Source organism: Erwinia sp. HDF1-3R (genome assembly GCF_039621855.1).
Classification (GTDB): domain Bacteria; phylum Pseudomonadota; class Gammaproteobacteria; order Enterobacterales; family Enterobacteriaceae; genus Erwinia.
The window spans coordinates 2,901,516-2,927,686 of the sequence record NZ_CP155071.1 but is presented as its reverse complement, the minus strand read 5'-3'; the positions used below and the strand labels follow the sequence as shown (position 1 = coordinate 2,927,686).

The 26,171-nt window shown below is 49.3% G+C and carries 21 protein-coding genes and 1 pseudogene; 12 read left to right on the top strand and 10 right to left on the bottom strand.

Features of this window, described 5'->3' with window-relative positions; translation table 11 throughout:
• The first annotated feature begins 2 nt into the window (after nucleotides 1-2).
• From AAGR22_RS13385 to AAGR22_RS13360, 6 genes are all read left to right on the top strand, one after another.
• Nucleotides 3-710 carry a molecular chaperone gene (locus tag AAGR22_RS13385; RefSeq protein WP_345827981.1) on the top strand — a complete coding sequence of 236 codons (708 nt, stop codon included), beginning with the start codon at nucleotides 3-5 and terminating at the stop codon, nucleotides 708-710.
• Nucleotides 710-1,498 (top strand): molecular chaperone, encoded by a 789-nt coding sequence (locus AAGR22_RS13380; protein WP_345827980.1) that lies wholly within the window; start codon nucleotides 710-712, stop codon nucleotides 1,496-1,498. The genes AAGR22_RS13385 and AAGR22_RS13380 overlap by 1 nt, the downstream gene beginning before the upstream one ends.
• Before the next feature lie 37 nt (nucleotides 1,499-1,535).
• Nucleotides 1,536-4,121: a fimbria/pilus outer membrane usher protein gene (locus AAGR22_RS13375; RefSeq protein ID WP_345827979.1), complete on the top strand. Its 2,586-nt coding sequence runs from the start codon at nucleotides 1,536-1,538 to the stop codon at nucleotides 4,119-4,121.
• A 51-nt stretch (nucleotides 4,122-4,172) separates the two neighbouring features.
• Nucleotides 4,173-5,243, top strand: coding sequence for a hypothetical protein (locus AAGR22_RS13370; RefSeq protein ID WP_345827978.1), 1,071 nt, complete (start codon nucleotides 4,173-4,175; stop codon nucleotides 5,241-5,243).
• Between the two features lie 1,122 nt (nucleotides 5,244-6,365).
• Nucleotides 6,366-7,271 carry a manganese catalase family protein gene (locus tag AAGR22_RS13365; protein WP_345827977.1) on the top strand — a complete coding sequence of 302 codons (906 nt, stop codon included), beginning with the start codon at nucleotides 6,366-6,368 and terminating at the stop codon, nucleotides 7,269-7,271.
• A gap of 129 nt (nucleotides 7,272-7,400) precedes the next feature.
• Nucleotides 7,401-8,594: a zinc-dependent alcohol dehydrogenase gene (locus AAGR22_RS13360; RefSeq protein WP_345827976.1), complete on the top strand. Its 1,194-nt coding sequence runs from the start codon at nucleotides 7,401-7,403 to the stop codon at nucleotides 8,592-8,594.
• A gap of 129 nt (nucleotides 8,595-8,723) precedes the next feature.
• Here the strand turns inward: AAGR22_RS13360 and AAGR22_RS13355 are convergent.
• Nucleotides 8,724-8,822 (bottom strand): annotated as a pseudogene (locus AAGR22_RS13355) (CGNR zinc finger domain-containing protein); the annotation flags it as partial.
• Nucleotides 8,823-9,073: 251 nt separating this feature from the next.
• On the opposite strand from AAGR22_RS13355, the gene AAGR22_RS13350 reads away from it, so the two are divergent.
• Nucleotides 9,074-9,610 (top strand): GNAT family N-acetyltransferase, encoded by a 537-nt coding sequence (locus AAGR22_RS13350; RefSeq protein ID WP_345827975.1) that lies wholly within the window; start codon nucleotides 9,074-9,076, stop codon nucleotides 9,608-9,610.
• Between the two features lie 144 nt (nucleotides 9,611-9,754).
• On the opposite strand, the gene AAGR22_RS13345 is transcribed toward AAGR22_RS13350, so the two are convergent.
• Nucleotides 9,755-10,111 (bottom strand): MarR family transcriptional regulator, encoded by a 357-nt coding sequence (locus tag AAGR22_RS13345; RefSeq protein WP_231877672.1) that lies wholly within the window; start codon nucleotides 10,109-10,111, stop codon nucleotides 9,755-9,757.
• Here AAGR22_RS13345 and AAGR22_RS13340 point away from each other — a divergent pair.
• The gene (locus AAGR22_RS13340; protein ID WP_345827974.1) at nucleotides 10,078-10,542 is read left to right on the top strand and encodes a carboxymuconolactone decarboxylase family protein; all 465 of its coding nucleotides are present in this window, start codon (nucleotides 10,078-10,080) and stop codon (nucleotides 10,540-10,542) included. The genes AAGR22_RS13345 and AAGR22_RS13340 overlap by 34 nt on opposite strands.
• On the opposite strand, the gene AAGR22_RS13335 is transcribed toward AAGR22_RS13340, so the two are convergent.
• The 4 genes from AAGR22_RS13335 to AAGR22_RS13320 form a co-directional block, all read right to left on the bottom strand.
• Nucleotides 10,510-11,145, bottom strand: a complete 636-nt coding sequence (locus AAGR22_RS13335) for a LysE family translocator (protein WP_345827972.1) — start codon at nucleotides 11,143-11,145, stop codon at nucleotides 10,510-10,512. The genes AAGR22_RS13340 and AAGR22_RS13335 overlap by 33 nt on opposite strands.
• Before the next feature lie 184 nt (nucleotides 11,146-11,329).
• Nucleotides 11,330-11,893: a DUF4142 domain-containing protein gene (locus tag AAGR22_RS13330; RefSeq protein ID WP_345827971.1), complete on the bottom strand. Its 564-nt coding sequence runs from the start codon at nucleotides 11,891-11,893 to the stop codon at nucleotides 11,330-11,332.
• Nucleotides 11,894-12,137: 244 nt separating this feature from the next.
• The gene (locus AAGR22_RS13325; RefSeq protein ID WP_345827970.1) at nucleotides 12,138-13,025 is read right to left on the bottom strand and encodes an EamA family transporter; all 888 of its coding nucleotides are present in this window, start codon (nucleotides 13,023-13,025) and stop codon (nucleotides 12,138-12,140) included.
• Nucleotides 13,022-14,233, bottom strand: a complete 1,212-nt coding sequence (locus tag AAGR22_RS13320) for an MFS transporter (RefSeq protein ID WP_345831597.1) — start codon at nucleotides 14,231-14,233, stop codon at nucleotides 13,022-13,024. The genes AAGR22_RS13325 and AAGR22_RS13320 overlap by 4 nt, the downstream gene beginning before the upstream one ends.
• 129 nt (nucleotides 14,234-14,362) lie before the next feature.
• Between AAGR22_RS13320 and AAGR22_RS13315 the strand changes: the two genes are divergently transcribed.
• The gene (locus tag AAGR22_RS13315; RefSeq protein ID WP_345827969.1) at nucleotides 14,363-14,827 is read left to right on the top strand and encodes a helix-turn-helix domain-containing protein; all 465 of its coding nucleotides are present in this window, start codon (nucleotides 14,363-14,365) and stop codon (nucleotides 14,825-14,827) included.
• 142 nt (nucleotides 14,828-14,969) lie between these two features.
• Here the strand turns inward: AAGR22_RS13315 and AAGR22_RS13310 are convergent, their stop codons facing one another.
• From AAGR22_RS13310 to AAGR22_RS13295, 4 genes are all read right to left on the bottom strand, one after another.
• A complete protein-coding gene (locus AAGR22_RS13310; RefSeq protein ID WP_345827968.1) occupies nucleotides 14,970-15,722 on the bottom strand; it encodes an NAD(P)-dependent oxidoreductase in 753 nt (250 codons plus the stop codon).
• Nucleotides 15,723-16,678: 956 nt separating this feature from the next.
• Nucleotides 16,679-17,014 (bottom strand): hypothetical protein, encoded by a 336-nt coding sequence (locus AAGR22_RS13305; RefSeq protein WP_345827967.1) that lies wholly within the window; start codon nucleotides 17,012-17,014, stop codon nucleotides 16,679-16,681.
• 24 nt (nucleotides 17,015-17,038) lie between these two features.
• Nucleotides 17,039-21,295 (bottom strand): RHS repeat-associated core domain-containing protein, encoded by a 4,257-nt coding sequence (locus AAGR22_RS13300; protein WP_345827966.1) that lies wholly within the window; start codon nucleotides 21,293-21,295, stop codon nucleotides 17,039-17,041.
• 17 nt (nucleotides 21,296-21,312) lie between these two features.
• Nucleotides 21,313-21,483 carry a DcrB-related protein gene (locus AAGR22_RS13295; protein WP_345827964.1) on the bottom strand — a complete coding sequence of 57 codons (171 nt, stop codon included), beginning with the start codon at nucleotides 21,481-21,483 and terminating at the stop codon, nucleotides 21,313-21,315.
• Between the two features lie 896 nt (nucleotides 21,484-22,379).
• Between AAGR22_RS13295 and AAGR22_RS13290 the strand changes: the two genes are divergently transcribed.
• The 3 genes from AAGR22_RS13290 to AAGR22_RS13280 are packed head-to-tail and all read left to right on the top strand — an operon-like array spanning nucleotide 22,380 to nucleotide 26,069.
• Nucleotides 22,380-23,591, top strand: coding sequence for an ABC-three component system protein (locus AAGR22_RS13290; RefSeq protein ID WP_217192280.1), 1,212 nt, complete (start codon nucleotides 22,380-22,382; stop codon nucleotides 23,589-23,591).
• Between the two features lies 1 nt (nucleotide 23,592).
• Complete coding sequence (locus AAGR22_RS13285; protein ID WP_201499594.1) at nucleotides 23,593-24,087, top strand: three component ABC system middle component; 495 nt, start codon at nucleotides 23,593-23,595, stop codon at nucleotides 24,085-24,087.
• A complete protein-coding gene (locus tag AAGR22_RS13280) occupies nucleotides 24,087-26,069 on the top strand; it encodes a DUF3732 domain-containing protein (RefSeq protein ID WP_103826121.1) in 1,983 nt (660 codons plus the stop codon). The genes AAGR22_RS13285 and AAGR22_RS13280 overlap by 1 nt, the downstream gene beginning before the upstream one ends.
• Nucleotides 26,070-26,171 lie beyond the last annotated feature (102 nt).

The following is a 26,171-nucleotide window of genomic DNA, read 5'->3' as shown; positions in this document are numbered from 1 at the left end:
AAATGTTAACTATCACAAGAATAATATTTATCAGTGCTCTTTTTTTGTCTGTTAGCACGAAAACCAGCGCTCAGCAGAACGGGATCAGTCTGAGCCAGACGCGAGTGGTATTTACGGAGGGGGAAAAAGCGCAGACATTGACCGTCTATAACCGTGGCGCCAAAAGTTACCTCATTCAAACACGGGTCTATAACGATAAAAACAGGCTAAAGGCTGCTCCATTCATTGTCACGCCTCCGCTATCTTTACTCGAAGGCGACAGCCAGCAAATACTACGGCTGGTCAAACAAGACGGGGCGTTACCTTCAGATAGAGAGTCTGTATTTTATTTATCGGTTCTGGCAGTGCCCTCCCACACCGAAGATGAAAACCGGGACAAGGGTAACGCTAAGGTATCTGTGGGGTTCAGGTTTGCTGTGAAGTTATTCTATCGCCCCGAAAGATTAGCATCATCCTCTATTCAGGATGAATGTAATCTGAATATTACAGGGAACAGGAAGGGATATTTTATTAATAACCCAACGCCTTATTATCAGACATTGGGTATGCTTTCAGTCAATAACAGAGCGGTGAATCTTGATGATGTGTCGGCAATGATAGCTCCCCACGGTCATCAGCAATATCAATTTAAGGAAAAAGTTCAAACGCTTAAATGGAACATCATTAACGACTATGGTGGGTTTTCGAAAACGTGCGAAATAACAATCTGATGAGCTGCTATTTAAAAATGATTAATTTTCCTTTAAGTCGATGGGTAATAACTGCATTAGTCATCTTCTTTATGAGCATTTCTGCGAGGGCTAAAGCCTATACTGAATCCGGGAGCAATGGCATCTCATTCTATGTCCTGCGAGTTATCTACCCGCAGGTAGAAAAAAAAGGCGTGACACTTAAGGCGGAAAATAAAACTGACTCGCCATTTCTTTTTCAGTCGTTTATCCGACCCGTGGATCCGAATACCGGGGGTGTTGACCTTAATTATAGTGGAGAATCAACGATGCCATTTATTGTCACGCCTCCGCTCGCACGATTAGAACCCCACCAGACGTTAGATTTGCGCATTCGCCGGAACGATCAGCCTCTTCCGACCGATCGTGAATCTGTTTTTTATATTTCAATGAAAGCCATTCCTGCCCAGGAGAGATCCCTGAAGGATGGTCAGTTAGTCATGACGGTGGTGACGAATATGAAAATATTCTATCGCCCGGAAGGCCTGAAGAAAAGAGCGGTAGCCGATGTGGCGGATAGACTGACATTTGATTTTGATGGAAATACGCTTATCGCGTCTAACCTGACACCCTATTGGTTAACATTTTCTACGCTTCAGGTTGGACGTTTTTCTCTGGATAAACAGGCGCTACGTATGATGGTTCCGCCTTATGGAAAGCAGCGATACCCCCTGCCTGTAAATACAAGAGGGGATATATCCTGGCAGTTGATCGATGAAGACGGATGGAGCACCCCTTCCAGGGTTCGATCGATGTTGCCCTCGCAATAATCATACAAATCACAAGTCAGACGTGGACATTGTAATAATGAATAAAAACCATTTACATCTTGCTTTATCACCAACACTGGTGGTTTTGGTGATGTCATCCAGGATATTATCAGCTGATGCAAAAGATTACTTTGATCCTAATTTATTAGCCATTAATGGCGCACCCTCCGGCGTGGTTGATTTGAGCGCATTTGAGCAACCAGGACAGATCCCACCGGGAAGGTATATGGTTAATGTGTATGTTAACCAAAATGACTATGGGCAGCACAACATTCAATTTTCAAAAGGAGAGAGAGGGGAAGTTTACCCGGAGTTAACCCCCGAGTTTCTTGATAAAATCGGTGTTAACCTGAATGCTATATCAAATATCGCGCATTTATCGAAAGATAAAAAAATTGGAAATGTACAGGATGTTATTCCTGAATCGAGGGTTAAGTTTGACTTTCCACAGCAGAGACTCGATATAAGCATACCGCAAATAGTTATGCAGCCGAAGGCAAGAGGATATGTGGATCCCAGCCTTTGGGACGAAGGTGTGCCCGCAATTTTGATGAATTATACATTAAATGGCGGTAGAAATTGGCAATCAGGCCAGCATAGCTCTTCAGGCAGTGAACAAACGAATTTATTCGCTAACGTTACTGGCGGACTGAACTGGGATGCATGGCGTCTGCGTAGTGATATGACCTATACCTATAATGATAATAATACAAAGGGTTATAATAATACCAGCCAACAGAAAACGCGTTTTAATAACACTGACTTACAACGCGACTTGCAGGCCTTACGCTCAGAATTTTTAGTGGGTGAGAGCAATGCAGGTAACGATATCTTCGACAGCATTCCATTCAAAGGAATCAAAGTTAATTCCAGTGAGGATATGCTTCCTACCAGTCTGAGAGGCTTTGCTCCACTCATCACCGGCATTGCGCAGAGTAATGCCCGGGTCACCGTGACCCAAAACGGCAACGTAGTCTATCAGACCTTTGTTCCACCCGGCCCCTTTCGAATTGACGATCTCTACCAAACGGGCCAGGGGGGCGATTTGACGGTAAAAATTACCGAGGCTGATGGCAGTGTCCGCACGCAAACAGTAGCATTCTCTTCTTTGCCCTTAATGCAACGTCCTGGCGGCTATAAATATGAGGTGACCACCGGTCGTTATAACGGTGGGATCACTCATGACTCAAGAGAAGCAGATTTTGTTCTGGCCACATTAATCTATGGCCTTCCATACGATATTACCTTGTATGGAGGCAGCCTGTTCGCTAAAGACTACAACTCTTTTGTTTTCGGCAGTGGCCTGTCGCTGGGGGTATTAGGTGCCTTATCTGCTGATATTACCACCTCTAAAACACAATTTCAGAGTCAGGATCCCAGTAAGAGTGGGAATTCATACCGCGTTCGTTATTCGAAGAGTTTATTAGAAACAGGGACGTCTGTTGATTTAACCGCTTATCGCTATTCTACGAAAAATTATTACAGCTTTGCTGATTATAATAACACCGGTTATCAGCTTAATGATGACCAGGTTCCCTGGGCCATGGGCAGGCAGCGCTCAAACTTCCAGATTCATGTCAGCCAACAACTGGGAGACTACGGTGCGGTCTATTTATCCGGATCCCGAAATGACTATTGGGAAAATACGCAGGTCAATAATACGCTTTCTGCTGGCTATACCAGCAGATTCAAAGGCGTAAACTATAGTGTTGCCTACACAATTGATCGCATTAAGGGCGACGGTAACTGGCCTCAGAACCGTCAGCTTGCTTTTAACATGCAGGTGCCGCTGAGCTTATTCAGCCCTACGTCACTGGCGAGTCAGAGTTATGCAAGTTACCAGATGACACATAATAACCAGGGCCAGGTGCAGCAGCAGGCCGGGATAAATGGCACGGCCTTGGATAATCGCTTCTCCTATAACGTCATGCAGGGATGGTCGAACACAAAAAATAATAATAACAGCAGCACGCTCAATCTGGGATATCAAGGCAGTCAGGGCGCTGTCAACATGGGCTATGGTTATAGTGATCAATATCGATCTCTGAATATGAGCGCGAACGGTGGAGTAGTGGTTCATCCCCATGGCGTCACCTTCAGTCAGACTCTCGGAAGCGCTGTCGCTATTGTGGAAGCCCCCGAGGCGGCAGGAACCAGCGTGATGAGCGGTAACGTCGAGACCAATTCACGTGGTTACGCCATCGTTCCTTATCTGTCAAATTATCAGCGCAATACTATCAGCCTCAATCCCGCTACGCTGCCTGATGACGTCGATATCACCCAATCGAGTCTGGATGTATATCCGACTAAAGGTGCCGTGGTGATGGCCAAATTTGCAACACGAGTCGGTTCTCAGGCGCTTATCACCCTCAGCAAGAATGGAACATATCTGCCATTTGGTACCCTGGTCAGCGTTGATAGCGGATCGGAAAATAATACGGGAATAGTCGGGGATGCGGGCCAGGTGTATTTAAGCGGTTTGTCCGAGTCCGGGCATTTGACGGCCAAATGGGGCCAGAGTCAATCTCAACAGTGCCAGGCGAAATACAGCCTGAAAGGGCAGCCTGCACCTTCTTCAAATAATCCGATCAGATCCCTAAATGTGCAATGTGAAACGCATTAATGGTCCGCGGGTGGCGTGATTTAAAAAATAGAGTAAATGGGAAAATGTATTATGCAGAATAAATTATTTTATTTCTTCGCGCTGAGCTTAGCGTTGACGGTACCTAAATATTGTGCGGCCGAGACGATTACAATAGGAAAAGGATCGGGTGTACTGTGGGAGGGCCTGCCGTTTAATGTCACCCTAAGTGGTGCAATGACTCACGCATCATTAGGTTCCGCGTATGGTTTAATGAATATTGGCAACAGTAACACGAAATGTATGTCATCTACCGACTTGACGACGATTGCAGGCTATAAAGCGTTACAAATAGCCCCCGGGGTAGGGCTTATTCCAAGGGCCACGGGGCAGGCCACTTACACGGCCTATGACGGTTCGACAAAAAGTTTCACCGGGACCATCGGCCTGCCTGAAACCCGGGGTGGGAACAGTGGAGAACTGACCTCGCCAAACGGCTATGAGTGGTGTTTACCGCCCAGCATGACCTCTGGGGGTAATTTTTATAGCGCCTCCGGCTCCCGCGTTGTCAATATAACAGGAACCTGGGTTTTAGTTGCAGATGGGACTCAGACATCATCGAACGTTGCCATACCCACCATGTGGGCCTCGAGTTTCTCTGTACTCCGGACAGGGGATCGCTATCAGTCAATATCACCTGCCAGTTTGGATTTACGTATAAGTACCATAGAGTGCTCAGTTAATACCCCTACCGTGATTAACTTTGGCACGGTCACCCGTAACTTAACGGCAAATACTGAACTCGGTATACAAACTAATTCATTCAATGTTACGTGCACGCAAAAATCAAGTCTGGTGACTGCAAATATCTCGGTTCAATTTCGCCCATTAACCAGCTTATATGAGGGTTCAAAAAATCGGTTAGCGTTAGCGCAGGGCGGCGGCTACATCACGGGAGAGATCCCCGGGGTCACGGACAGTGGAACATGCAACGCAAACTCAGGCATTAATTTTAATAATGAAGCCATTAAGATTGGAAGAATGCCTATGCAATTTATAAACACGTTTAATAATCAAATCACCTGGCGTTTATGTTCTGGCGGTAACGCGCTTCCTTCTGGCGCCGTGTCTGCCTCCACGGAAATGCTTGTTACCTTCAACTAAGGATACTGCCATGTCGTTAGAGGTCATACGGCATGGTGGACTCTGACGTGTCTCGTCATTTCCGCTGTTGCAGCCGGTTATTTCTGGCTATGACGGGATCCGCCCTGGCATGACCGGACGGACAGGCCGGTGCCGGCAGGGCTGCGATTGCAGAGTCGCGCTGACGGGGGGGCGACAAAGGCCCGGACGCGGGCCGGGGTATTCGATCCACCGACAAAAACAGCGTGCACATCTTCGGCGTAGCCGGGATTGAAGTCCTGCAGGATCGGCACGAGCCTACCTGAGGGCGTTTAGCGGGTTGAAGCTGATACCAGTCTGACGCTTATCCGTCTCCCAGATAGCGGGCAATTTTTAGCTATATCCCTTACACCCTGAACCCCCACCACGTGAGAAAAATCTTAATTCTTAAAATTCAAAAATCTGATTTCCGCATCACGTATCAATTTTGTAAAAATTAAGAGTGGAAAGAATAATATTTAAAGCAAAAAGAGCCTTCCCTGCTTTTTAAATAATATATTTTTTTGGGGGTTCATTGTGATGAATTACATCAACTTAGAATAAAAATCATGCTTGTTTTTTCGCCTTTCACGGTTTGGGTTTATTTTTGTAAAAGCGCTTATGGGTTTCTCACTGCAATTTTCCGTACCCGGTCCGTATCAGATGGAAATTGCAGACGGCAAAGCGGTTTTTTTGTAACGGGCTACACTTCATTCTGGCTTAAATGTTTTTGAGGCTCTTTTTTAAACCCTTTATTACTGGGTCTGGTATGACAATTAACACCCTTGAAGACTTATTTAACCGTGGTTTATCGGGCAGTTATAGTGCCGCATAGAATGCCTGGAACCACTGGTTATGTTTCGGAGAATCCTGGGATAGCCAGTTATGCCTCACCCATAGCTGACCTTAACAGGTAGGTGATCTTATGAGTATGCGTAGTGTTGAGCAAATACCCGTGCAGGAATGAGTAAAGTCACACTGTTACCTGGTCCATCTTCCAGATGTGAGGGTGCAGTTTACGATCCGACCGTAAACGCCGGGTGTTGAAGCGAAAAAATAACTAAACCTACCGGCGGCAGTTCAGCCACCTTTCCGATTACCCGTTCGCCTTATACGGAGTGAGCTATGTTCAGACATGTGAAGCAACTGCAATATACCGTACGTGTGGCAGGCCCCAATCCTGGCCTGGCCAATCTTTTACTTGAACAGTTTGGTGGCCCTCAGGGCGAGCTGGCAGCGGCCTGTCGGTACTTCACTCAGGGACTGGGTGATGAAGACCCGGGACGGAAGGATCTGCTGATGGATATTGCTACTGAAGAACTGAGTCACCTTGAAATAATCGGTTCTCTGGTGGGAATGCTGAATAAAGGCGTCAAGGGTGAACTGGCCGAAGGTACCGAGAAGGAAGGGGACCTGTACCGCTCCATTACCGGCGCCGGAAACGACAGTCATCTGACGTCGCTGCTGTATGGCGGAGGACCCGCCTTAACCAATTCGGCTGGCGTTCCCTGGACTGCGGCTTACATTGATACTATTGGTGAGGTGACAGCTGACCTTCGCTCCAATATTGCCGCCGAGGCGCGGGCTAAAATACTTTATGAACGCCTGATCAACATGACAGACGATCCGGGCGTGAAGGATGCCCTGGGATTCCTTATGACGCGTGAAGTCGCACATCAGATTTCGTTTGAAAAAGCGCTGTACTCCATTCAGAACAACTTCCCACCGGGTAAGCTTCCACCCATTGAGAAGTACGCCACCCTGTATTACGACATGTCCGAAGGTGGGGAAGTAAGAGGCAGCTGGAATTCAGACGAGAACTTTGACTATGTTACCAACCCTACGCCGGCTGTAGACGGCGGCGACGGAACAGCCAGCGTTCAGCTTCCGGCAAAACAGCAGGCGGCTCTTGACGATCTGGCCAAACGAACGGCTTCCGACCGGGAGGTAAATCCGGTAACGGGAACGGACATAGGAGCCGTCCCGCCCATTGAAAACGCAACAACAGCGTCTCGTAAACCAAAAAAATAGACGTAAAAGTGATTATACGTTGCCTGCACTCCGGGCCGTTTTTTCCAGTATCAGCTCTGGAGCGGCCCCCAGGCAGAGAGCCTGCTCAACGCCAGGTTTGTCGGTAACCTCATACAGGACAGGATTAATATGAAAGCTCTGACTTATCACGGTCCGCACAAAGTCAGCGTGGATACCATGCCTGACCCGGTGCTTACGGCATCTGACGATATTATTCTTCGCGTGACCGCTACGGCTATCTGCGGTTCTGACCTCCACCTTTATCACGGAAAAATCCCGGGTACTCACCACGGAGATATTTTTGGCCATGAATTCATGGGCGAGGTGGTTGAAGCCGGCTCAGCAGTGACGGCCGTCAAAAAGGGCGACCGGGTGGTTGTGCCATTCGTGATTGCCTGCGGCGACTGCTTTTTTTGTCATCTCAATCAGTTTGCGGCCTGTGAGAATACCAACAGCGGGCAGGGGGCTGCGCTTAATCGTAAAAATATCACGCCTCCGGCCGCGCTTTTTGGCTACAGCGACCTGTATGGCGGGATACCCGGCGGTCAGGCTGAATATGTCCGTGTGCCAAAAGCCAACACCGGCCCGTTTAAGGTGCCCGATACGCTGTCGGATGAGAAAGTCCTGTTTTTGTCAGACATCCTGCCAACGGCGTGGCAGGCGGTGAAGAATGCCCAGGTAAAAAAAGGCTCAAGCGTGGCCATTTATGGTGCGGGACCGGTGGGACTTCTGAGCGCAGCCTGTGCCAGGCTGGAAGGCGCAGAACAGATATTTATCATCGACCATAATGATTACCGGCTGGCTTTTGCCCGTGACCGCTATGGCGTTATCCCCGTAAACTTCGACAGGAATGACGATCCGGCCGCGTGGATCATTGAAAATACTGTCGGCAAACGGGGTGTGGACGCCGTAATAGATGCGGTGGGATTCGAAGCGAAAGGCAGTCTGACTGAAACGGTGATGACCTCCCTTAAAATTGAGGGCAGCAGCGGGAAAGTACTGCGCCAGTGCATAGCGGCCGTTCGCCGTGGTGGTATTGTCAGTGTGCCGGGAGTCTATGCCGGCTTTATTCACAGTTTTATGTTTGGCGATGCATTCGATAAGGGCCTGACCTTTAAAATGGGCCAGACGCATGTGCATGCTTATCTGCCTGACCTGTTGGCGCTGATAGAACAGGGGCACCTGAAACCAGAAGAAATTGTCACCCATCATCTGCCACTTGAGGAAGCGGCACGCGGGTATGAAATTTTTGCAAAACGGCAGGAGGAGTGCAGAAAAGTCATCCTGGTGCCGGGGATGTCTCCCTCACAGGCGACGCTCTGATAACCGATTGCGCCTCCGCCTCTTCGGGGATGAAGGGAGAAAAGGGGCCTGAACGCCTGCTTTTTGAATACCCAGGCTTTCAGGTTGCTGATTTTTACAAAAAGCACGGCGGGAAGGAGTTTTTCCAGGTTTTCTTCCTGAACGAAATGCCGCTACTTTCATGCGATTGCCGCAGGTCGCCATGCTGCACCAGCGGCGGCGGTGAGATTTACTAAGATCGTGGAACAGCCCGGTGGAGTTAGCAAAGGTATTCCTGGCCCAGGCAGACGTTGGCGCTTTAGGTCACAAGACTTTAGGGTAAATTAACGTAAGTAGCTTCAGCTTGGATCTATTCTCACCCACAGAGCGGTATATCCTCAACGTGAATGGCACAATCCAAACGCCCCATCGGGAAAGGTTCCATATGTATATGACAATGAAATACTATCAGCAGAGGATTTATCGTATTACTACGTAAAGCATCCAAAGAGGTTAGGGATATGGATTTAGAAACTGAGCGTCTCAAATTGGAACCATACCATCCTTCACATTATGAGGGCTTGAGAATCATGGAAGGCGATCCTCAAATTATGCGTTATATCAGCAATGGTAAAGTTAAGACACCTGATGAAACATGGGATGGTATCAATCGTGTCATGCAACGCTGGGAAACATATGGCTTTTCCTGGTGGGCAATCAGAGAAAAAATGTCAGGTATGGTTGTTGGGGCAGCCTGCTTACAGCACTTAGCCAATGTAGAGGGCGCCCCCTTAGAGATCGGCTGGCGCCTGATTGCAGACTATCATGGCAACGGGTATGCAACAGAGGCCGCGAGAGCAATCATTGAATTTGCTGCCGGGCACGTTGGTGCGACGTACTTAGTTGCGGTCGCCGACCCCAAAAATAGCGCATCACAACGTGTAATGCAGCGGCTGGGTATGACTTTTAAAGCCATTGAGCAACATTATGATGTGCCATGCGTGGTTTATGAATTACAACTTCATAGGGGGGAGCAAAGTAATGGCCAATCTACTTAAGCGTCAGGAGTGATCTGCCGACGTAATAACCCGAAACTTGTGCATTTCATGTGTTTGCTTGTCGTTGATAGCGGACGTATGTCAGCCTTACTGTTTCTCAGCAATAAATATATAACCCGGCATTTAGGCAAATACCGGGGATAGTCACACCGGCAGTTTAGCAATACTCACCAGCCACTCCCTGACTATGCTTTCCTCTTCAGGGGACATCCCCATGAGCAGATCGGTTTCTGATGATCTGACTGCCTTTTTACTCCTGAAGAGCGTGTCATGACCTGAATCAGTCAGTTCAATGACCTGAATTCTCCCATGCTCTTCATGCGGGTGTCGGCAAATCATTCCATCCCGTTCAAGGTTTGCGACAATGACGCTCATCGTTTGGGGTGTCAGCAACGACAAACGAGCCAGTTCTGCGCCGGAGGCTCCCGGATAGGCTGCGAGCATAGTCATCACCGAAAACTGAGGCAGTGTTAGCCCCGTTTGCTTCAGAGCGTTTTCCATTCTCATCCTGTGGACAGCATGAGCCTGTCGTAGCAGATAGCCTATATGGCCTTTCTTACCCCGCTTTCCCTCACCCGGCACGGGTATCGACATATTGTGCGATCCTGCCTTGCGCATCTCAGCTAAACGGTTGTGCGTTCTGCATTCAGTATCATCTTAATGTGGCGCGTAAAGCGGGTTTGGCTTCTGCCAAAATTGATCTGGTCGCAGCATGGCGTGATGCTGGCATCTACTCTGCGCGCGAGCGTGCCGCTCTGGCATGGACGGAAGCACTCACGCTGATGTCTCAGCGACACGTGCCGGACTCACTCTATGAAGATGTCCAGGCCACCTTTACACATCAGGAAACAGTCTTCCTGACGTCAGGATTAGAGGCACACTGCCTGCACGCCAGGTTATCAATTAACTCTACATGTATATATCATCTTTAGACCCGCAAACGCGAAGCAGCACGCCAATAGCGCGTCAAGCCCGCGGCGGATACGACGATAAAATGCGCCCATGACTGCTGTAGAAAACAGCAACGCATAGCCGCAGAATACCACCACGCAAATAGCCGCACAGCCGAAGATGATCATGGGTAAAGTAGAAGCTGACAGGTCCGGTTTGAGCGCAACGGACATGATTGCCACCCAGGTGAGGATGGCTTTGGGATTGCCAACGTGCATCAGGATACCCTGACGGAAAAGTTTACCATACGCGACTCTCTCATCGCCGGCCTCAAATTCAGTCACACCAGAGCGGGACAGCGCGGATTTACCCGATTTAAATGCCAGCCATAACAGATACAAACCCCCACCGATTTTTAACACGATGAGTAACTCGGCAAAGGTCGCCAGTACCGTTAGCACGCCGCAGGTCGCCAGCAATGCCCACAGCATGGAACCGCCAATAATACCACCCGCGAGCGCCAATGCAGCGCTACGGCCCTTTTTCATTGCCGTACCCATAATAGCCATATTACTTGGCCCAGGGCTGGCAGTTGCGACAAAGTAAGTGGTGTAAATCAGGATTAATTCGTGCGAAATCGCCATATTTTCCTCTGCCAGCGGGTGGTGAGGAAAAGCGCTCCCAACCCCGCGGTGACTTGCCGCAATACTTTCAACAAAGTCCAGTCCAGGTCGCAGGACTGCGTGCTCACCGAACGACCTGTTTACTTATCTGCTGGCATGCCTGGTAACATCTATAGCTTATAGCTTATAGCTTATAGCTTATAGCTTATAGCTTTTGGGCGGACTTCAGGTGCTGCTCAACGACCGGCAGGTGCGCGTCGGCCAGGGCCTTCACATCCGGATCCTTAATCTTCCTGGCGTCACTCTTCAGCGTCGACAGCACCATCTTATGGTCCTTAGTGCCGGCATTTTCCATATACACTTTGTCAAATGTGGCGCCGCTTTGTTTTTCCAGCCTGGCGGCCATGGCCTTGTGACTGGCGTCCGGCTCAGTCGGCAGTGCCACGCCTTTTTGCTGAGCAACTGCCTGTACTTTGGTCAGAGCACCACCATGGTCATCGACCATTTGCTGAGCGAATGCTTTAACTTCGCTGCCGTGGGCTTTGCTCAGCGCGATTTTGGCGGCGGCGACTTCATTGATATCGGCCTGCGCCATGTCCTTCAACGCCTTTTCGTCACCGGAGCTAAGCCTGGCGCTCGTACCGCTCTGACTGGCGGCGCTATTCTGCGCGGCGCTCGTCGGCGTCTGGGCTTGCACGCCGACAGCGCAGAACATGGCTGCCACTGCCGAAACGGTTAGCAGCCCTTTTAAGATTTTATCTTTTTGCATGTTGTTCTCCTGATGGTCATGGGTAAGGCTGGTCTCAGGTAATTAACTTCAGCCTTGTATGTGAATGACACCTGCAAAGATCAGTATAGTGGATCAACGATTTGAAGCAGTTTAAGTTAGGGTTCTCAACGGAGGAGGGCGGGAATGACGGAAGTTTATGTCCTGATTTCATAAGCGCGCTCCCAGCGGCCAGGGTCCACTATTCGCCTATAGCAGACCTTGAGAATATAAAGGAAAACTCCCCTTATTCGATGCGCCTTTCAAAAAAATATCGCTTTAGCCGCTGGCCATACAGACCTAAAACCAACCCGATGAGAATCAGGAACAGAGCGACGATCTTCATCGGCGGGATGTTTTCGCCAAATATCACCGTTGAGCCCAGAATGCCGAAAACCGGCACCAGCAGGGAGAGGGGGGCCACCGTGGAGACGGGATATTGTTTAAGCAGAGAATTCCATATCCAATAACCAAATAAGGTATTGGGATATACCTGAAAAAGTATGGATATCACAGCACGAGCATCAATATGGCTGAATAGCGAGCTATAGCCAGAGGTGCCATTCACCCACCCATCCAGCAGAAAAAGGGGGACTGGAGAAAAGGCGCTGGACCAAACTAAAAAAGCAAACACCTGTTTTGTATCTGCTTTTTTGATAATAATGTTGGCAATACTCCATGCTATCGCCCCCATAAGCACAAGCAGCAGCCCCGAGAGGGTGACGGAACCATCAGTGATAAAAAATATGCTTAGTAATCCTGCACATGAGAAAGCAAAACCAGCAATTTGATAGCGGCTGAGGCGCTCTTTAAACACCCAGCTTCCAGAGAAGAGGGTGAAAAAGGCACTGAACTGTAGCAGAAGCGAGGCAATTCCTGCAGAGAGCCCGGTTTTTATACCCAGATTGACCAGCCCCCATAGACCAATACCAAAAACCAGACCATAGCCTATAAGATAGCGCCATGGAACATTCGGTTTTTTAATAAATAGCATCGCCGGTATGGCACACAAGGTAAAGCGAATACCTGCCAAAATAAAAGGATCGACCGAGTGCAGCCCTAACTTAATAACGGAAAAGTTTACGCCCCAGACTGCGGTGATCAAAACGGCGAGTAGCAAATGGTGTAATTTCATGATTGACGGGTTCCAAACCAAAAAATTAGGGCACAGGCACTTACGAATGCGCCTGCGTAGCAGACTGAATACCATCCCCATAGCGCATAAAGCTGGGTTGCGGCTATCCCGCCCAGCGCGCTGCCCAGAGAATAAAAACACATGTATGCCCCGACCAACCGACTGGCTGCATTTGGTTTGCCAGCAATAATTAAGCTCTGATTGATCACATGAACCGTCTGTACTGCGAAATCCAGCATGATCACGCCGATAACCAACAACAATAAAGACACCTGGAGACAGGCGATGGGCAGCCAGGACAATGTCAGTAAAGCCAGTGCTAATCCGCTGGCGCGTTGCCCCATGCCTTTATCAGCCCATAAACCTCCTCTTGAAGCCGCCAGTGCTCCGGCAATCCCCGCTAAACCAAACATACCTATTTGAGTATGTGGCAGGGACATGGCACTGAGCGGCATAACCATTGAGGTCCATACCATGCTGAAGTCAGCAAAAATCAGCAGCGTCAGAATCCCTCGCTTACGCAACTGCGGCTCAGTGATGAAAAGTTGAAAAACAGACAATATCTGGGAAAGGTATGAGGTACGCGGCAACTGCGTTGCTGTAGCAGGCATCACTTTTGCTATCACCAGGGAGATAAGCAACATCAGGCAGGCTGCCGTCAGATAAACCGCCCGCCAACCAGCCATATCGGCAATGGTTCCTGATACGAAGCGAGCTAACAGTATTCCCGTCACAATGCCGCTGGTCACGCTGCCAACGACCTGGCCACGCTGCCCGGGTGCTGCCAGCATTGCGGCCCACGCCACCAGCAGCTGTGCTACCACAGCCAGCAAACCAACCAGCAGCATAGCGCACAGCAGAGTTATCAGATTAGGTGCTAGCGCTGCCGCTGTTAACGCCAGAACTGAAAGCAGCAGATGGGCAATAACCAGCTTTTTACGATCAAACCGATCGCCAAGCGGTACCAGGAAAAGTAAACCTATTGCATAGCCTGTCTGCGTCGCGGTGACAACAGTGCCCATTATTCCGGGCGAGACATGCAGGCTCGCGGATATCGACTCCAGTAAGGGCTGAGTGGCATAAACATTGGCCACCGCCAGCGCACACGTAAGTGAAAACAGAAATACTATCCGAGATGATGGCATCGAAGCTTCTACTGAAAGCCTGTCTGCCCGGGAGCCAGAATCCTTACCTGCTGCACAGCACATATTGGTTTCCTTTTTGGTTTTTTTTTGCAACCAGAAAGAGGCATAATTATCAGTAACGGTTTTTTTTTGCAACTACTTTTCAGACAGATTATGCTGGCGTCACTAAGCGTGAGTATGGAGAGAGTAAAGATGGCAAAGCAGGAATCGCTGAGAACCAGTGAATGCCCCGTCGCCAGGACCCTGGAATCGATAGGCGAGCGCTGGTGTTTAATGATCATTCGTGAGGCGTTTGATGATGTACGCAGATTCAGTGAGTTCCAGAAGAATCTGGGGCTGGCGAAAAATATTCTGGCTTCACGCCTTAAGCACCTGGTTGAGCTCGGCTTGTTTGAGATTTGTCCTGCTTCAGATGGCAGCGCGTATAAGGAATACATCCTGACCGAAAGGGGCCGTTCTGTTTTTCCAATTGTTGTCGCCATGCGGCAATGGGGCGAACGTTATATGTTTGAAGAGGGCGAGACACATTCTGTATTGCTGGATAATGTGAATGGAGAGCCTTTGCAACCGTTAGAAGTATACTCATTGCAGGGGCATAAACTTGAGCCAGCCGATTGTTATCGTCAGCGCGTGATATCAGGAAAAAAACAAGAGTGACCTTAATATTTCCTGATGAAGAATTAACCAGAGATAGCGTCCGTTTTGCGCCAGGTACTGTTACAGGCAAAGCTACATGCCAGCAGCATAATTTCGGCTATCTTTATTTTTTAAGCATGAAGACATTCTCATGCTAGATATGTTATTTAAACAGATCCGGACCCGGTTTAAATTCCCGAAAGGCATCATCGACTGGATGATAACCCAATACCTTTCTGGTATGTGACAGATCAAATCGTTTAAACCTGTTATCTGAAATCCCATAGCCGACAAAAAAGGTTATATCTGCAGCTTCTATAGCGCTGGTTATCAGGCTAACTGCATCCTGCGGGCTGAGCCAGGCGCTGTAATCCCGGGCAGTCTTAAGCGCATCGGCATCTTTGGGTTCAAAAGCGCCTATTCTGAGCGCTACGCAGGAAAGCCCATGCTGAGTGGCATAAAAGGAACAGAGCGCCTCACCATAGCATTTCGTGACGCCATAGATATTGGCTGGTGCCACGGGCAGACCCGGATGGATTTGTATATCAACCGGATAACCCTCAATCGTCTGCGCACTGCTGGCAAAAACAAAGCGTTGGCAAGATGTGGCAGCAACCGCTTCAAGCAGCCAGGTAATGGACAAAATGTTAGCCGGCAACAGCTGTTCGAATGGGGCATCGGCGTGAGGGATCCCTGCCAGGTGGACTATTGCGTCAGGCTCCGACGCATTCAGTAGCGCCTCTGCCGCATTCGGCTTTGAAAGGTCTGCCTGAAAAAAGAGGTGAGGAGAATTGATCTCATAATCCGGCCTGTTCAGGTCGGTAAGGATGAAGTCATAGGTATTGCACATCGCCTTAAAATAAGTTCGTCCAATACGGCCGCTGGCACCTGTAAGAAGTATTTTTTTCACTGTCATAACGTCGGGATCCTTATTTCATTAACGGCATCGTCGGGTTGATAACTAAACGCAGTAAAGCTATATCATATTGGCCTGAAAATGTATGTCGCCTGGGCTTTATAACGAGTAATTCGCGGGCAGGGTTTGCCTGTGAGACGTTCTTTCCCAACAATTTTTTAAGGCATACGTACGCTGTTCGCTCACGGCAGACCCTGACGGTAGGTGATGAAGAATAGCGTTATAAATGCGGATAGCTTAAGACGACGTAAAGTTATTGATCAATAAACCTACACCACCTGGTGATGCCCAGGCCGACGGGAAGTATGCACACCCAGCGTTCAGTAAACGTGTCGGCCTCTCCCCAGCACACACGTTCTGCTTTTTACCGTTGTCGGCTGACAATGGATTGCGGATGCATTTGAAGCAAGCATGGCGAAATTCATGCCGAAAGGGATGGCGTACGAAATGCGTCCGATGGCTGAGAAACGGGAAATCTAAAAAAGTGCGTGGAACTAAAACGGGTATGCTTACAACTCAAAGGGCAAAGAATATATCAACACAAAATTAGCGTCACTACCCAATTTTTAAAACTATATATATAATATATTTTAGCGAAATTACCTTCACCTAAAATAATTAAAGCAGGTTGGTAATTACACGAAAAATCACAAATTAATTTCCTATTATCGTAATATCTTGAGGTCATTTAAATTATTTTATCTTATGGATTAAGGGGGTGTCCAGGTTGATAGGTAACTTGTTTAATATTTCCTTTTTCGCAAAGTTTTATACCGAAAGGAATTTGAATACTCTTTTCGTCTGACGTTGCTATTTTGCTGCAAGTGATTGTACATAGAATGACTAATTCCTGCCTAAATGGCAAGATACTTCGTGATAGAGCTGGGAAAAGAGCTAAAAGTTTACATTACAGCCCACTAGCATAGAAAACTATGTGCAGGCTGTCTGGGTAAATATCAGAAGTCTAGAAAATCATCATTTTCAAGATAATAGTTTAGAGCATCAATAAAATCTTGGTTTTTCGCAGAAGGTTTTTGTTCCATTACCGATAAGATTACATCAGCAAACTGCTCTCCAGAATAGATATATGATAAACCTTTGGTAACTGCGTCCTGCGGATATACTTCATTATCATTTTCATCTACCTGCGGATAACCGGAGACCAAATATTCTTTGTCTTCGAATAACTTTCCATCTAAACCATAAATACAAAAATTATCATCCTCGCAACGCGTTTCAATCATTATTTTTATTATGTCATCCAATTTTACATGGTTACCTTTAATCGACATAGTATCCTCTTTTATATTTAAGTCTTAGCTACAAATTTTCCTACCACTATGGCCATCAAGCTTTCCTTGTCGCCCAGCTTTTCCACCTCCCCATATATCACGTCCACCTTTACCAGTTGGATGATATAAAGCATGGTTAAATCTATGATCTGCTCTATCAACCAGAGTCAGTCTGTTTATATCTTCATGATGATGCCATGTTAATCCTGAAGGACTTCTACTCATATCTCCATCTTTGAGCCAGTCATCCAGTTTTGGATATCGGTTAAGCATATCTTTTCGGAATGCCGGGTCCGCTTCCATTTTCTGAACAAAATCTACATTGGCCCTGTTAAATTGGACTGCATCACTAGAATACCTATATTGAGGATCAAGTGAATAATCATGAAAAATATGATACTCACCATTATTTGGCCTATTAGCTAATCCCCACGGATCAATCCAGCCCAGCGGATTCGGCGCATACTGATAAAGGTTCCAGCCACCCGCCAGCCCAATCGGATCCTGCACCGTAAAGCGTCCAATCTGCGGATCGTAATACCGGAACAGATTATAGTGCAGTCCGGTCTCGTTGTCAGCGTACTGCCCGGCGTAGCGGAGTGGCTGATGGTGCAGGGCGGCCTGCCGTGCAAGGCGGTGAAAACCTTCCGTCTGCCGGGTAACTTCGCCAAAACTGCCGTAACGTCCGCTCCACCGGAGCTGGCCTTGTTCATCAGTGACATCCAGCGGTGCACCGTTAAGGTCGGTACTGAACCAGAGAATATCTCCATGACTGTCGTCGCGTAAATGATCAACCCGCGCCAGCGGGCTGTATGCCTCTTTGGGGTCGTATATGTATGTCTGATACTGACCGTTATGCTGCTGTTCCTGTAACAGTCGGAAGCCCTGCCACAGGAAGCGGGTCTCTGTGGTGCCGTGTTGCGTGGTAACCGCTTTACGGGTGCGTCTGCCCAGCACATCATAATGGTAGTGCGCCGTGAAGCCACCTTCCGGTCCGCTGCCTTCTGCTTTTATCAGCCGGTTTTCCGCGTCGTATTCGTAATGCTGTTCATGCAGCCCGCTACAGCGGCTGACCAGGTTGCCCCACCCGTCGTATTTCATAAACAGATTTTGCCAGTGCGTCAGGCGGTTCTCCGTCAGTGGCAGGGCAGACAGGTCATTATCCGGCAGCAGATTATCCGCAGCGTCGTAGCGGAACGTCCGGGTGCTGTGCTCCGGGCGGGCTTCGTAGTGCCTGAGAAGACGACCTTCCCCATCATAGCCATAAATCGTGCTGCCACGCAGTGTGTCACTGACGTCAGACACTTCTCCGCGCCCGGTGTAGTTAAAGGCGCGTTCGAAGATTGCCTGTTCCGGCAGGTTGGGTGCTAAGCCGCCGATACTGCGTTGCAGGGTACGTCTGCCCATACTGTCATACTGGCGGGTCTGTTCACGGGTTCCCTGAGTGCGTGAGACCTCCCTGTGCAGGCGGTCGCGGGTGAATTCGCTGATGGTCTGCTGGTTAAAGCGGATGGCGCTGACGTGACCGGAGCCGTAGTGCAGCCAGCTTATCTGCTGCCCGCCGGGCAGGGTCAGCGCGGTAAGATTACCCAGAACGTCATACGCAGAATGCAGCTCACCGTTCACCCCCTGTTCAGTGAGCAGTTTTCCTGCCGCATCAAACGTAAACTGAACGTCATCTGCTTCGATACCCAGCGCCAGGCCTTCAGCAGTCGGTGTGCGCGTCAGGCCGGTAAGCTGCCCGCTGTTGTCACGCTGGTAATGGTACCGGGCATCGCGGGTTGTCCGGAAGGTCAGCAGGCCGCTGCTGTCATAGCTGAACTGCTGAACACGCCGGGGAATGCCGCCATCGTTGTCCGGTCTGCCGCTTTCCAGCAGGGTGATGAGCAGTCCCCGTTCGTTCCATTCCATCTGCCGGGTTGTGTGGTCCGGGCGAATCTCATTTAAAGGACGTCCTGAGGGGTCATAGGTAAACCGGTACTCACCGCCGTTGCCGTTTTCCAGACGCAGCAGATTGCCTCGTGCATCATAGTGCCAGCGACGCATGATACCGTTGCGGCCGGTCTGACTGAGCGGCAGGCCCAGGCGGTTATACGTCCAGAGCACGTCGCTTTCCAGCGGGTCACGCCAGGCGGTGAGCTGTCCGTGCTCGTTCCACAACAGCGTTTCCTGACTGCCATCGGCGCGGATAAGAGCTGTAAGCTGGCCTGCATCGTTCCATTTGCGGCGTGTGACGTTGCCTTCTGCGTCCTCGCTGCTCAGGAGTTGCCCGAAGCGGTCATAGGTGAAGCGGGTCATGCTGCCGGAGCAGTCGGTGCGCTGTGTCATCAGCCCCTGGCGGTTCCATTCCAGTAGCACGTCACCGCCACTGGCATCGGTGATGCGGTCCGGCAGCGTTTCTTCTTCATCAGGATAGTGGTAAGTGCTGGTGTGATTCAGTGCGTCGGTTTCCGACAGCAGGCGGCCGTTTAAATCATATGTCGCCTGTGTGGCTGTTGAATCCGGGTAAACCGTGCGGGCGATGCGGTCAGTGTTGCGAAACCAGTAATACTCTGTGGTGCGGCCTGCCGGGTCAGTCTCTGACGTCAGGCGGCCATAGCGGTCCCACTGGCTGTGCCGCATGGCTCCGTCAGGCAGGATGACATCGCATAACTCACCGTTGTGGTAAACAAAGCTGGTCTGGCGACCGTCATAATCTGTGAAACGGGCGACGTTATTATCGTCGTCAACCAGCCAGTCTGCCTGTACGCCATCCTCGCGGGTGGCGCGGCGGGTGCCATTTTCAAAATCGTATTCAAAATCAAGCTGCTCACCCGCGCTGTTGCGGTACGCCACCACGCGCGGCAGACCATCAATGTTCTGCCACAGATATTCATTCACAAGCCCGTTGCCGTCCTCATGACTGCGCAGTAAATCCATTCCGTCCCCGTCGTCATACCAGCCAAAGCGGCGGCGTACCTGACCGCCGCGTCCGGTGACGCTAATCACCCTGGCCTTATCATCGAAGCCGTAGCTGACCAGGCAGATTTCATTATCCAGCCAGGCCCCGGTCAGGCGAACCTGTCCGCTGACGGTTGTGTAGCGGCAGACCACGCGCTGCCCGGCGCTGTCGGTGAGTGAATGCAGGGTATGGTCGTCGTTCCAGTCAAAAAGAATATCGTTACCACAGGGTTCTGTGAGGCGTAGCGGCAGGGAAGGGGCATTTTCGCGTAATGGCTGGTAATGACAGCGTTCGCCGCTGATATCATACACTGACCATGTATCGTCCTGATGGTGTTCCAGACAGCGCTTCTCCGGTTCACAGAAGGTTCGCTGACCTTTCGGAACAGGAGGAAATGACACGTAATCGCCGGACGGTGCACGCCACACCAGCCCGTCCTGATACCGTTCAAGCCGGGTTTCCCAGAAAAGTGACCAGCCACGGCCCAGCACGCTGTCGCCGGGATTGCCACTGCGCCAGTAACGCTGCCAGACCACCGGCAGACGGGAGGGTAATACGAAATCCAGCTCGTCATCACCCGAGAGAAACTTCTGCCCACTGACGATATCCACCGGACGCGCGATGATGCCCACGGCAGCGGCACCGGTCATCAGCACGCCAGCGCGGCAGGCGATGCGGGCCAGCTTGTTGATACCCGAAATTTTACTGAACAGTCTGCCCAGTGCACCGACTTTGCCAGCCGCTCCACCTGCGCCACCGATAAGCCCGGCAAATAACAGCGTCAGGTCAGAGGCTTTATACAGTTTTTCAGGGACTTCAGACTGTATCGGCAGTGTCTGTTCCGGCTCCCCGCCAATGCGGACGTTATCTGAACCCGTCATCACTTTGCCGCCACAGGTGGTCTGGTCACCTGTACGGGCAGCCGGCAGGCCGTTGATATACACCCGGGACGAACCTTCTGCCATCTGCTGTGAACCACCGTCCTTAGCGCATTCCACCATGCTGTTGGTCGCAATGGCGGCAGGTCTGCCGTTAATGAACACGTTATGAGAGCCGGTGGCGATAACGCCTTCCTTCTGCATGCTGGCCGCGCCTGCATCCGCGATACTGTCCCGTGCTGCCGTCGCCAGTTCGCCTGTCAGGTATCCCACCGCCAGGCTGGCCCCGACCAGCAGCACACCAATGCCGAGACAGGACGCACCGAGACCGGCAATCATCATTGCCCCGGCGGCAATGCCACCGGCAGCCGCAATCAGTCCACCGATAATCGTTCCGGCAATCATCCCTGCCAGCGCATGAGAATGGCCGATATCATCGCCCACGCGTGCCGCTTCAAACATAACAACGTTCCTTATTGTCAGGTGTTAAAACAAAAGCCGGAGAGCAGCGCCTGAAATTGTTGATTGTCCCCGTCCGTCAGTATCGCGGTGCAGGTCATAGTGAACACCAGAATATGGTTATCTGCTGAATTAAAGACAGCCTGCTGCTGAAAGACCCGTTTACCTTCACGCAGGTAGCTGGCATGCACACAAGATTTTCAGACATCAAGCAGGTTCCGTATGCTTCAGAAAGGTTTAAGTGTGCCACAGGGGCAGACAGCTTGCTATACAGAGGTCTCATTTACTTACGGAAGGTACGTATTCTGAGATAAGTACCGGTTCAGAAACAGACTGATCCAGCAGATGCCTGCTTTCGGAGTGCAAAATCAGTCAATTAATTTTAATACCTGGCCCATTGATGATTCTGAAATTTAAAACCAAAGATAAAATCAGTTGGGTTCGTCCGACTGCACCTTAATGGCTTTGCCGACACCAGGGAAAACAACACGACTAACTGTTCTGAATGAAAATCTCAGTGTAGTGAGTTTTTTGATCCTACACAGTTTCAAAATGAATAAACGATTACAGCATTACTAGTATCTGCCACTTTTACGCTGGCAGGCTGCAACTGAGCGACGCAACAGGGAAGATGGGGCAGTCGATTAATTCCTCATTATCTTCTCTGAATGGGACTCTAAGCCCATCAAACAGTAAGAGTACAACTCTGGCTTCAGATAATCTTCCAGTGAACACCGTTACGGTCTGAGGACAGTCCAGAGAAGGGATAACCAACTGATAGAAAGCAAAAAACCAGACGTCAGTAGACATCTGGTTTCTCTAATTTGGCTCCTCTGACTGGGATCGCCTTTACCAGTAAATGGCTAATAATTAAGCTAAACATGAATTCCCTTTCTGTCAAGACCCCCAGAATGACCACCTTCCGTGAAAGCTGTAATACAGTAGCATTGTGACTATGGTTGTAGAAAGATCAATGAAATGTCAGGGAATTGAGCGTGGGCTACAGGGTATTACCTAGCTTTTCTCTATTGGCTTCTTGTAAAGTGTAGCAAAATGTGTGAGTTGGTATCTATTTGGAGGAAACAGGATGACGACTTCAAGAACGAAAGGTCAATCTCGAGTCAAGCGTAGAACCGAGGTTCCGGGCCAGGCGTTAGGATACAGCCTCCAATTTACACGACTTACTCATTTGTTGCTTCAAGCGCCCGAGGGTAGTTTGTGTAGTTTGGAGCTTCTTGACGATGTAGCCCAAGAGGATGGCGATGGCGGCGTTATACTGGTTCAGAGTAAAAGCGCACTTACAGCTAATCCTGTGGCTGACCGAGCAAAATCACTATGGAAAACGCTTTCAAATTGGATTGAGCTTGCAGCATCACCAGGGTTTGAAATAGACAAAGCTATTTTCGAGCTTTATGTTTCTCGCCCAGTTGAAGGGCTGATCGTTGAAAGTTTCGCAAAGGCTGATACTCCTGAAAGTGCTAGATTAGCCATCGCACAGGCTCGCACTTTGTTATGGGGGAGTGCTCCAGATTACGATATGAAGAAAAGTGTCTCTGTAGAAATTGCTACATACGTCGAAAAGGTGTTTACAGCCGACCCGGATCTTTCAGAACGACTTATTTGCAATTTTCAACTGACGCAGGGCAGCGGCAGTCCTCAGGCAGATCTTGAGGCGCTAGTTCGAAGTCACCCCGTATCACCATCTAAGGTTGGAGATATCACCAACCATCTTTGCGGTCAGGTGAAGCGCCACATCGATATGCTACTCGAGACGGGAAAGCCCGCAGTCATTGCACGCAATGACTTCCATGTCTGGTACACATCGTTCGTACAAAAAATTGATCGACAAACGGTCCTATCGAGCCGTGCACATCCACCATCAGAGGAAATATCACGGGAATATCTTCCTGATAATTTCATTCGACAACTAGATATTATTGGTCTGCCATACGAAGAGAAACTCGGAGCTGTTAGTGATTACTTAATGGCTTCCTTCGATCGGACAGATTGGGCTGTCCGGGGAGAAGTTGACGAGAGCTCTTTTGACGATCTAAATGATGTCCTTAAGCGCTCATGGAAGAATAAACAGCGGGTTTGTAGGTTGAATCACAGAGAAAGATCCGAGCAGGAGCAAGGGCAATTTCTTTATTCAGACTGCATGCAGTTCGCTGCTCCAGTTCAGGCAATGTCTACGCCGGGGCACTTCATTCCTGGTTGCTTCCACATGCTTGCCGATGAGTTGGTTGTAGGCTGGCATCCTAACTACCAAACTCAGTTGAAGGGCAAGAAGGTGGCGTAATATGCTGGCAAGAGAAGTTCAAAATGTTCAGAATCCGGCACTAGGCGCAGCAATCGTCTGGCGTTTTTGTTGTGGATATGTCGAGACAAATCGTATAAGTGCCTCACCCCCTCTACCTCTTCTATTTCTAGTGCTCCCTATTATTCTTCATCAAGCAACCTCAGAATTTGTAAAGCGTACCTTCAAAAGTTCGGGCTTACGGGCGTTTGCGGCAAAGTTCGGGGACTCATCTGTATCCAAACAGGACTTGTTGTTGCAAATTCAAGAGCGCGCTATTCGTTGGCGCAAGCTCAGCCTGCTGTCCATTGAACTCGCGGTTGCTGGAAAACTGATCAAACTTGAAGAAAACGGCGAGGTAATTCCATTATCGCAGACTAAGGCGAGGGGGTTATCCGATGAGGTGAGGCAACTTATGGATTTGGCAGAAAAACTTGGTGCTTGGTTCGGTGAACTCACCGTGCATGAAGTCGTAACAACATTGAGGGTGAAGCTCTAATGTATTTTCAAATTCGAGGTATCGTACTTTGGCCGCGGAACAAAAAATTCCAACCTCGCAAGTTGCGTTTTGAACTTGGTAAAGTCAACGTCATTAGTGGAGCCTCACGTACGGGTAAATCAGCGGTCATTCCAATCATAGACTACTGTCTCGGCGCAAGCACTTGCTCTATTCCTGTAAATACCATTCGCAAATACTGTGAATGGTTCGGCATCGTTGTGGCGACCGAGCAAGGTGACAAACTCTTGGCCCGAAAGGAGCCTGGGTCTCAGCGTAGCACCAATGATATGTTCCTGCTGGAAGCAGAGAATATAACCAAGATTCCCAGCCGTCTTAGTAAAAATACAAACGTTATAGCAGTCAAAAGGCTACTTGATGACCTAGCCAATCTGTCTAATCTTGATTTTTCTGGTGGAGAGGATGTCTCGGGGTTCGATGGGCGTCCGGCTTTTCGAGATTTGGCTGCTTTCACATTTCAACCACAGAACGTAGTTGCCAATCCGGATGTTCTATTTTTTAAGACTAACACTTACGAGCACCGTGAAAAGTTGAGGAAGATCTTCCCCTATATACTTGGTGCAGTCACATCAGCATTGATGGCTAAGCAGTTCGAGCTGAACAGAGCCCGCCAACTTCTACGTCGTAAAGAGCGAGAACTCAGGGATGCCCAAGATGTCTCCGCGCGGTGGCTTGCCGACTTGAGATCTAAGTACAGTGAGGCGCAGGAACTTGGTTTGATCCCCAAGCTGGAGGATGAAATATCGCGAAACCAAATGATTAAACATCTTGACGAAATAATCGCTCGAACAGACCTAACTTTGGCTGTTAGCACATTAACGATCTCAGATGCACTAAGTGAGCTGAATGATTTGGAAAGTGAAGAGCGAGTTGTTTCGCGCGAACTTACTACGCTTCGTCATCGCTTGGAAGAAATGAACCGAATGCGAACAGGTGTGCAACAGTATCAGACGGCATTATCAGTGCAGAGGGGGCGGCTTCAACTATCGAGTTGGTTGGTGTCGCATGCAAACGATGAATCGGATTGTCCCATGTGTGGTAGCCATAATGATTCAGCCAAACGAAAACTGCGGGTTCTGGCTCATCGTCTGGAAGAAGTCGAGTTAGCTGCGGGAGCAGATAAGGACAAAGAAGTACCTGCCGCCTTCGATCGTGAGTTTCAGCGCGTTACTGCAGAGGTTGATAGCGTGACCGAGCGACTGAGATCCGTACAAATCCGCAAAAGAGCGTTGACGAGTAGATCGAAGGAAGCTAATGACCAGCAATTTTCTGCGAAGCGTACCGAGCGTTTTATAGGCAACATTGAATCGTCATTGGATCTACATCGCAAATTGGGCAGCGACAGCGAACTTGTCGAAGAGGTGCGGATGCTCAAGGAATCGGTACAAACATTAGAAGGGGAACTCCGCGAACAAGATATCGAGGCTCGTAAGCATAAAGCTCTGCGAATTATCAACACAAACGCTGGGAAGCTTCTCCCCTATCTAGATGTTGAGAATCCACACGACCCGATTTCTTTAGAAGTCAATGATCTAACTATCAAAGTCCTTGGGGCTGAGCGCGATGACTATCTTTCAGAAATAGGAAGCGGTTCAAATTGGCTTTCCTATCATTTGGCAGTATTGCTCTCTCTTCACCAGTTCTTTCTGGGCCAACGAAGCAGCCCTGTACCAGGATTTCTTGTGCTTGATCAACCTAGTCAAGTTTACTTTCCCAAACCCACGGTGCATCAAGACATTATTTTAGACGAAGAACCTAAGGTTCGGGATGAAGACGTGGAAGCTGTCCGGAAGGCATTCGAAGTTATGGGCAATGTCGTGCTTCAGGAAAATGGAAATCTCCAACTCATCGTTCTAGACCATGCTTCGAGTGTAGTGTGGGGCGAAATTGCTGGAGTTGTCGGCTTGCCGGAATGGCGTGATGGTACCAAATTGGTCCCAATGGAATGGTTTAGTGAAATTTAGCAGCGAAAATTTCCACTTCGAAGAAAGATGTCATTCGTATATATGAACATAGGGCTTAACGATGATGATATATCGGTGTTTATTCATAGAGTAGATTTTTTA

Bases quoted from the DNA above. Each gene is read 5' to 3' on its own strand.
- AAGR22_RS13280 (WP_103826121.1), top strand. From the start codon at position 24,087: ATGTATTTTCAAATTCGAGGTATCGTACTTTGGCCGCGGAACAAAAAA.
- AAGR22_RS13315 (WP_345827969.1), top strand. From the start codon at position 14,363: ATGGCAAAGCAGGAATCGCTGAGAACCAGTGAATGCCCCGTCGCCAGG.
- AAGR22_RS13285 (WP_201499594.1), top strand. From the start codon at position 23,593: ATGCTGGCAAGAGAAGTTCAAAATGTTCAGAATCCGGCACTAGGCGCA.
- AAGR22_RS13370 (WP_345827978.1), top strand. From the start codon at position 4,173: ATGCAGAATAAATTATTTTATTTCTTCGCGCTGAGCTTAGCGTTGACG.
- AAGR22_RS13335 (WP_345827972.1), bottom strand. From the start codon at position 11,145: ATGGCGATTTCGCACGAATTAATCCTGATTTACACCACTTACTTTGTC.
- AAGR22_RS13345 (WP_231877672.1), bottom strand. From the start codon at position 10,111: ATGGAAAACGCTCTGAAGCAAACGGGGCTAACACTGCCTCAGTTTTCG.
- AAGR22_RS13385 (WP_345827981.1), top strand. From the start codon at position 3: ATGTTAACTATCACAAGAATAATATTTATCAGTGCTCTTTTTTTGTCT.
- AAGR22_RS13320 (WP_345831597.1), bottom strand. From the start codon at position 14,233: ATGTGCTGTGCAGCAGGTAAGGATTCTGGCTCCCGGGCAGACAGGCTT.
- AAGR22_RS13350 (WP_345827975.1), top strand. From the start codon at position 9,074: ATGGATTTAGAAACTGAGCGTCTCAAATTGGAACCATACCATCCTTCA.
- AAGR22_RS13300 (WP_345827966.1), bottom strand. From the start codon at position 21,295: ATGTTTGAAGCGGCACGCGTGGGCGATGATATCGGCCATTCTCATGCG.
- AAGR22_RS13375 (WP_345827979.1), top strand. From the start codon at position 1,536: ATGAATAAAAACCATTTACATCTTGCTTTATCACCAACACTGGTGGTT.
- AAGR22_RS13290 (WP_217192280.1), top strand. From the start codon at position 22,380: ATGACGACTTCAAGAACGAAAGGTCAATCTCGAGTCAAGCGTAGAACC.
- AAGR22_RS13330 (WP_345827971.1), bottom strand. From the start codon at position 11,893: ATGCAAAAAGATAAAATCTTAAAAGGGCTGCTAACCGTTTCGGCAGTG.
- AAGR22_RS13360 (WP_345827976.1), top strand. From the start codon at position 7,401: ATGAAAGCTCTGACTTATCACGGTCCGCACAAAGTCAGCGTGGATACC.
- AAGR22_RS13310 (WP_345827968.1), bottom strand. From the start codon at position 15,722: ATGACAGTGAAAAAAATACTTCTTACAGGTGCCAGCGGCCGTATTGGA.
- AAGR22_RS13365 (WP_345827977.1), top strand. From the start codon at position 6,366: ATGTTCAGACATGTGAAGCAACTGCAATATACCGTACGTGTGGCAGGC.
- AAGR22_RS13380 (WP_345827980.1), top strand. From the start codon at position 710: ATGAGCTGCTATTTAAAAATGATTAATTTTCCTTTAAGTCGATGGGTA.
- AAGR22_RS13325 (WP_345827970.1), bottom strand. From the start codon at position 13,025: ATGAAATTACACCATTTGCTACTCGCCGTTTTGATCACCGCAGTCTGG.
- AAGR22_RS13305 (WP_345827967.1), bottom strand. From the start codon at position 17,014: ATGTCGATTAAAGGTAACCATGTAAAATTGGATGACATAATAAAAATA.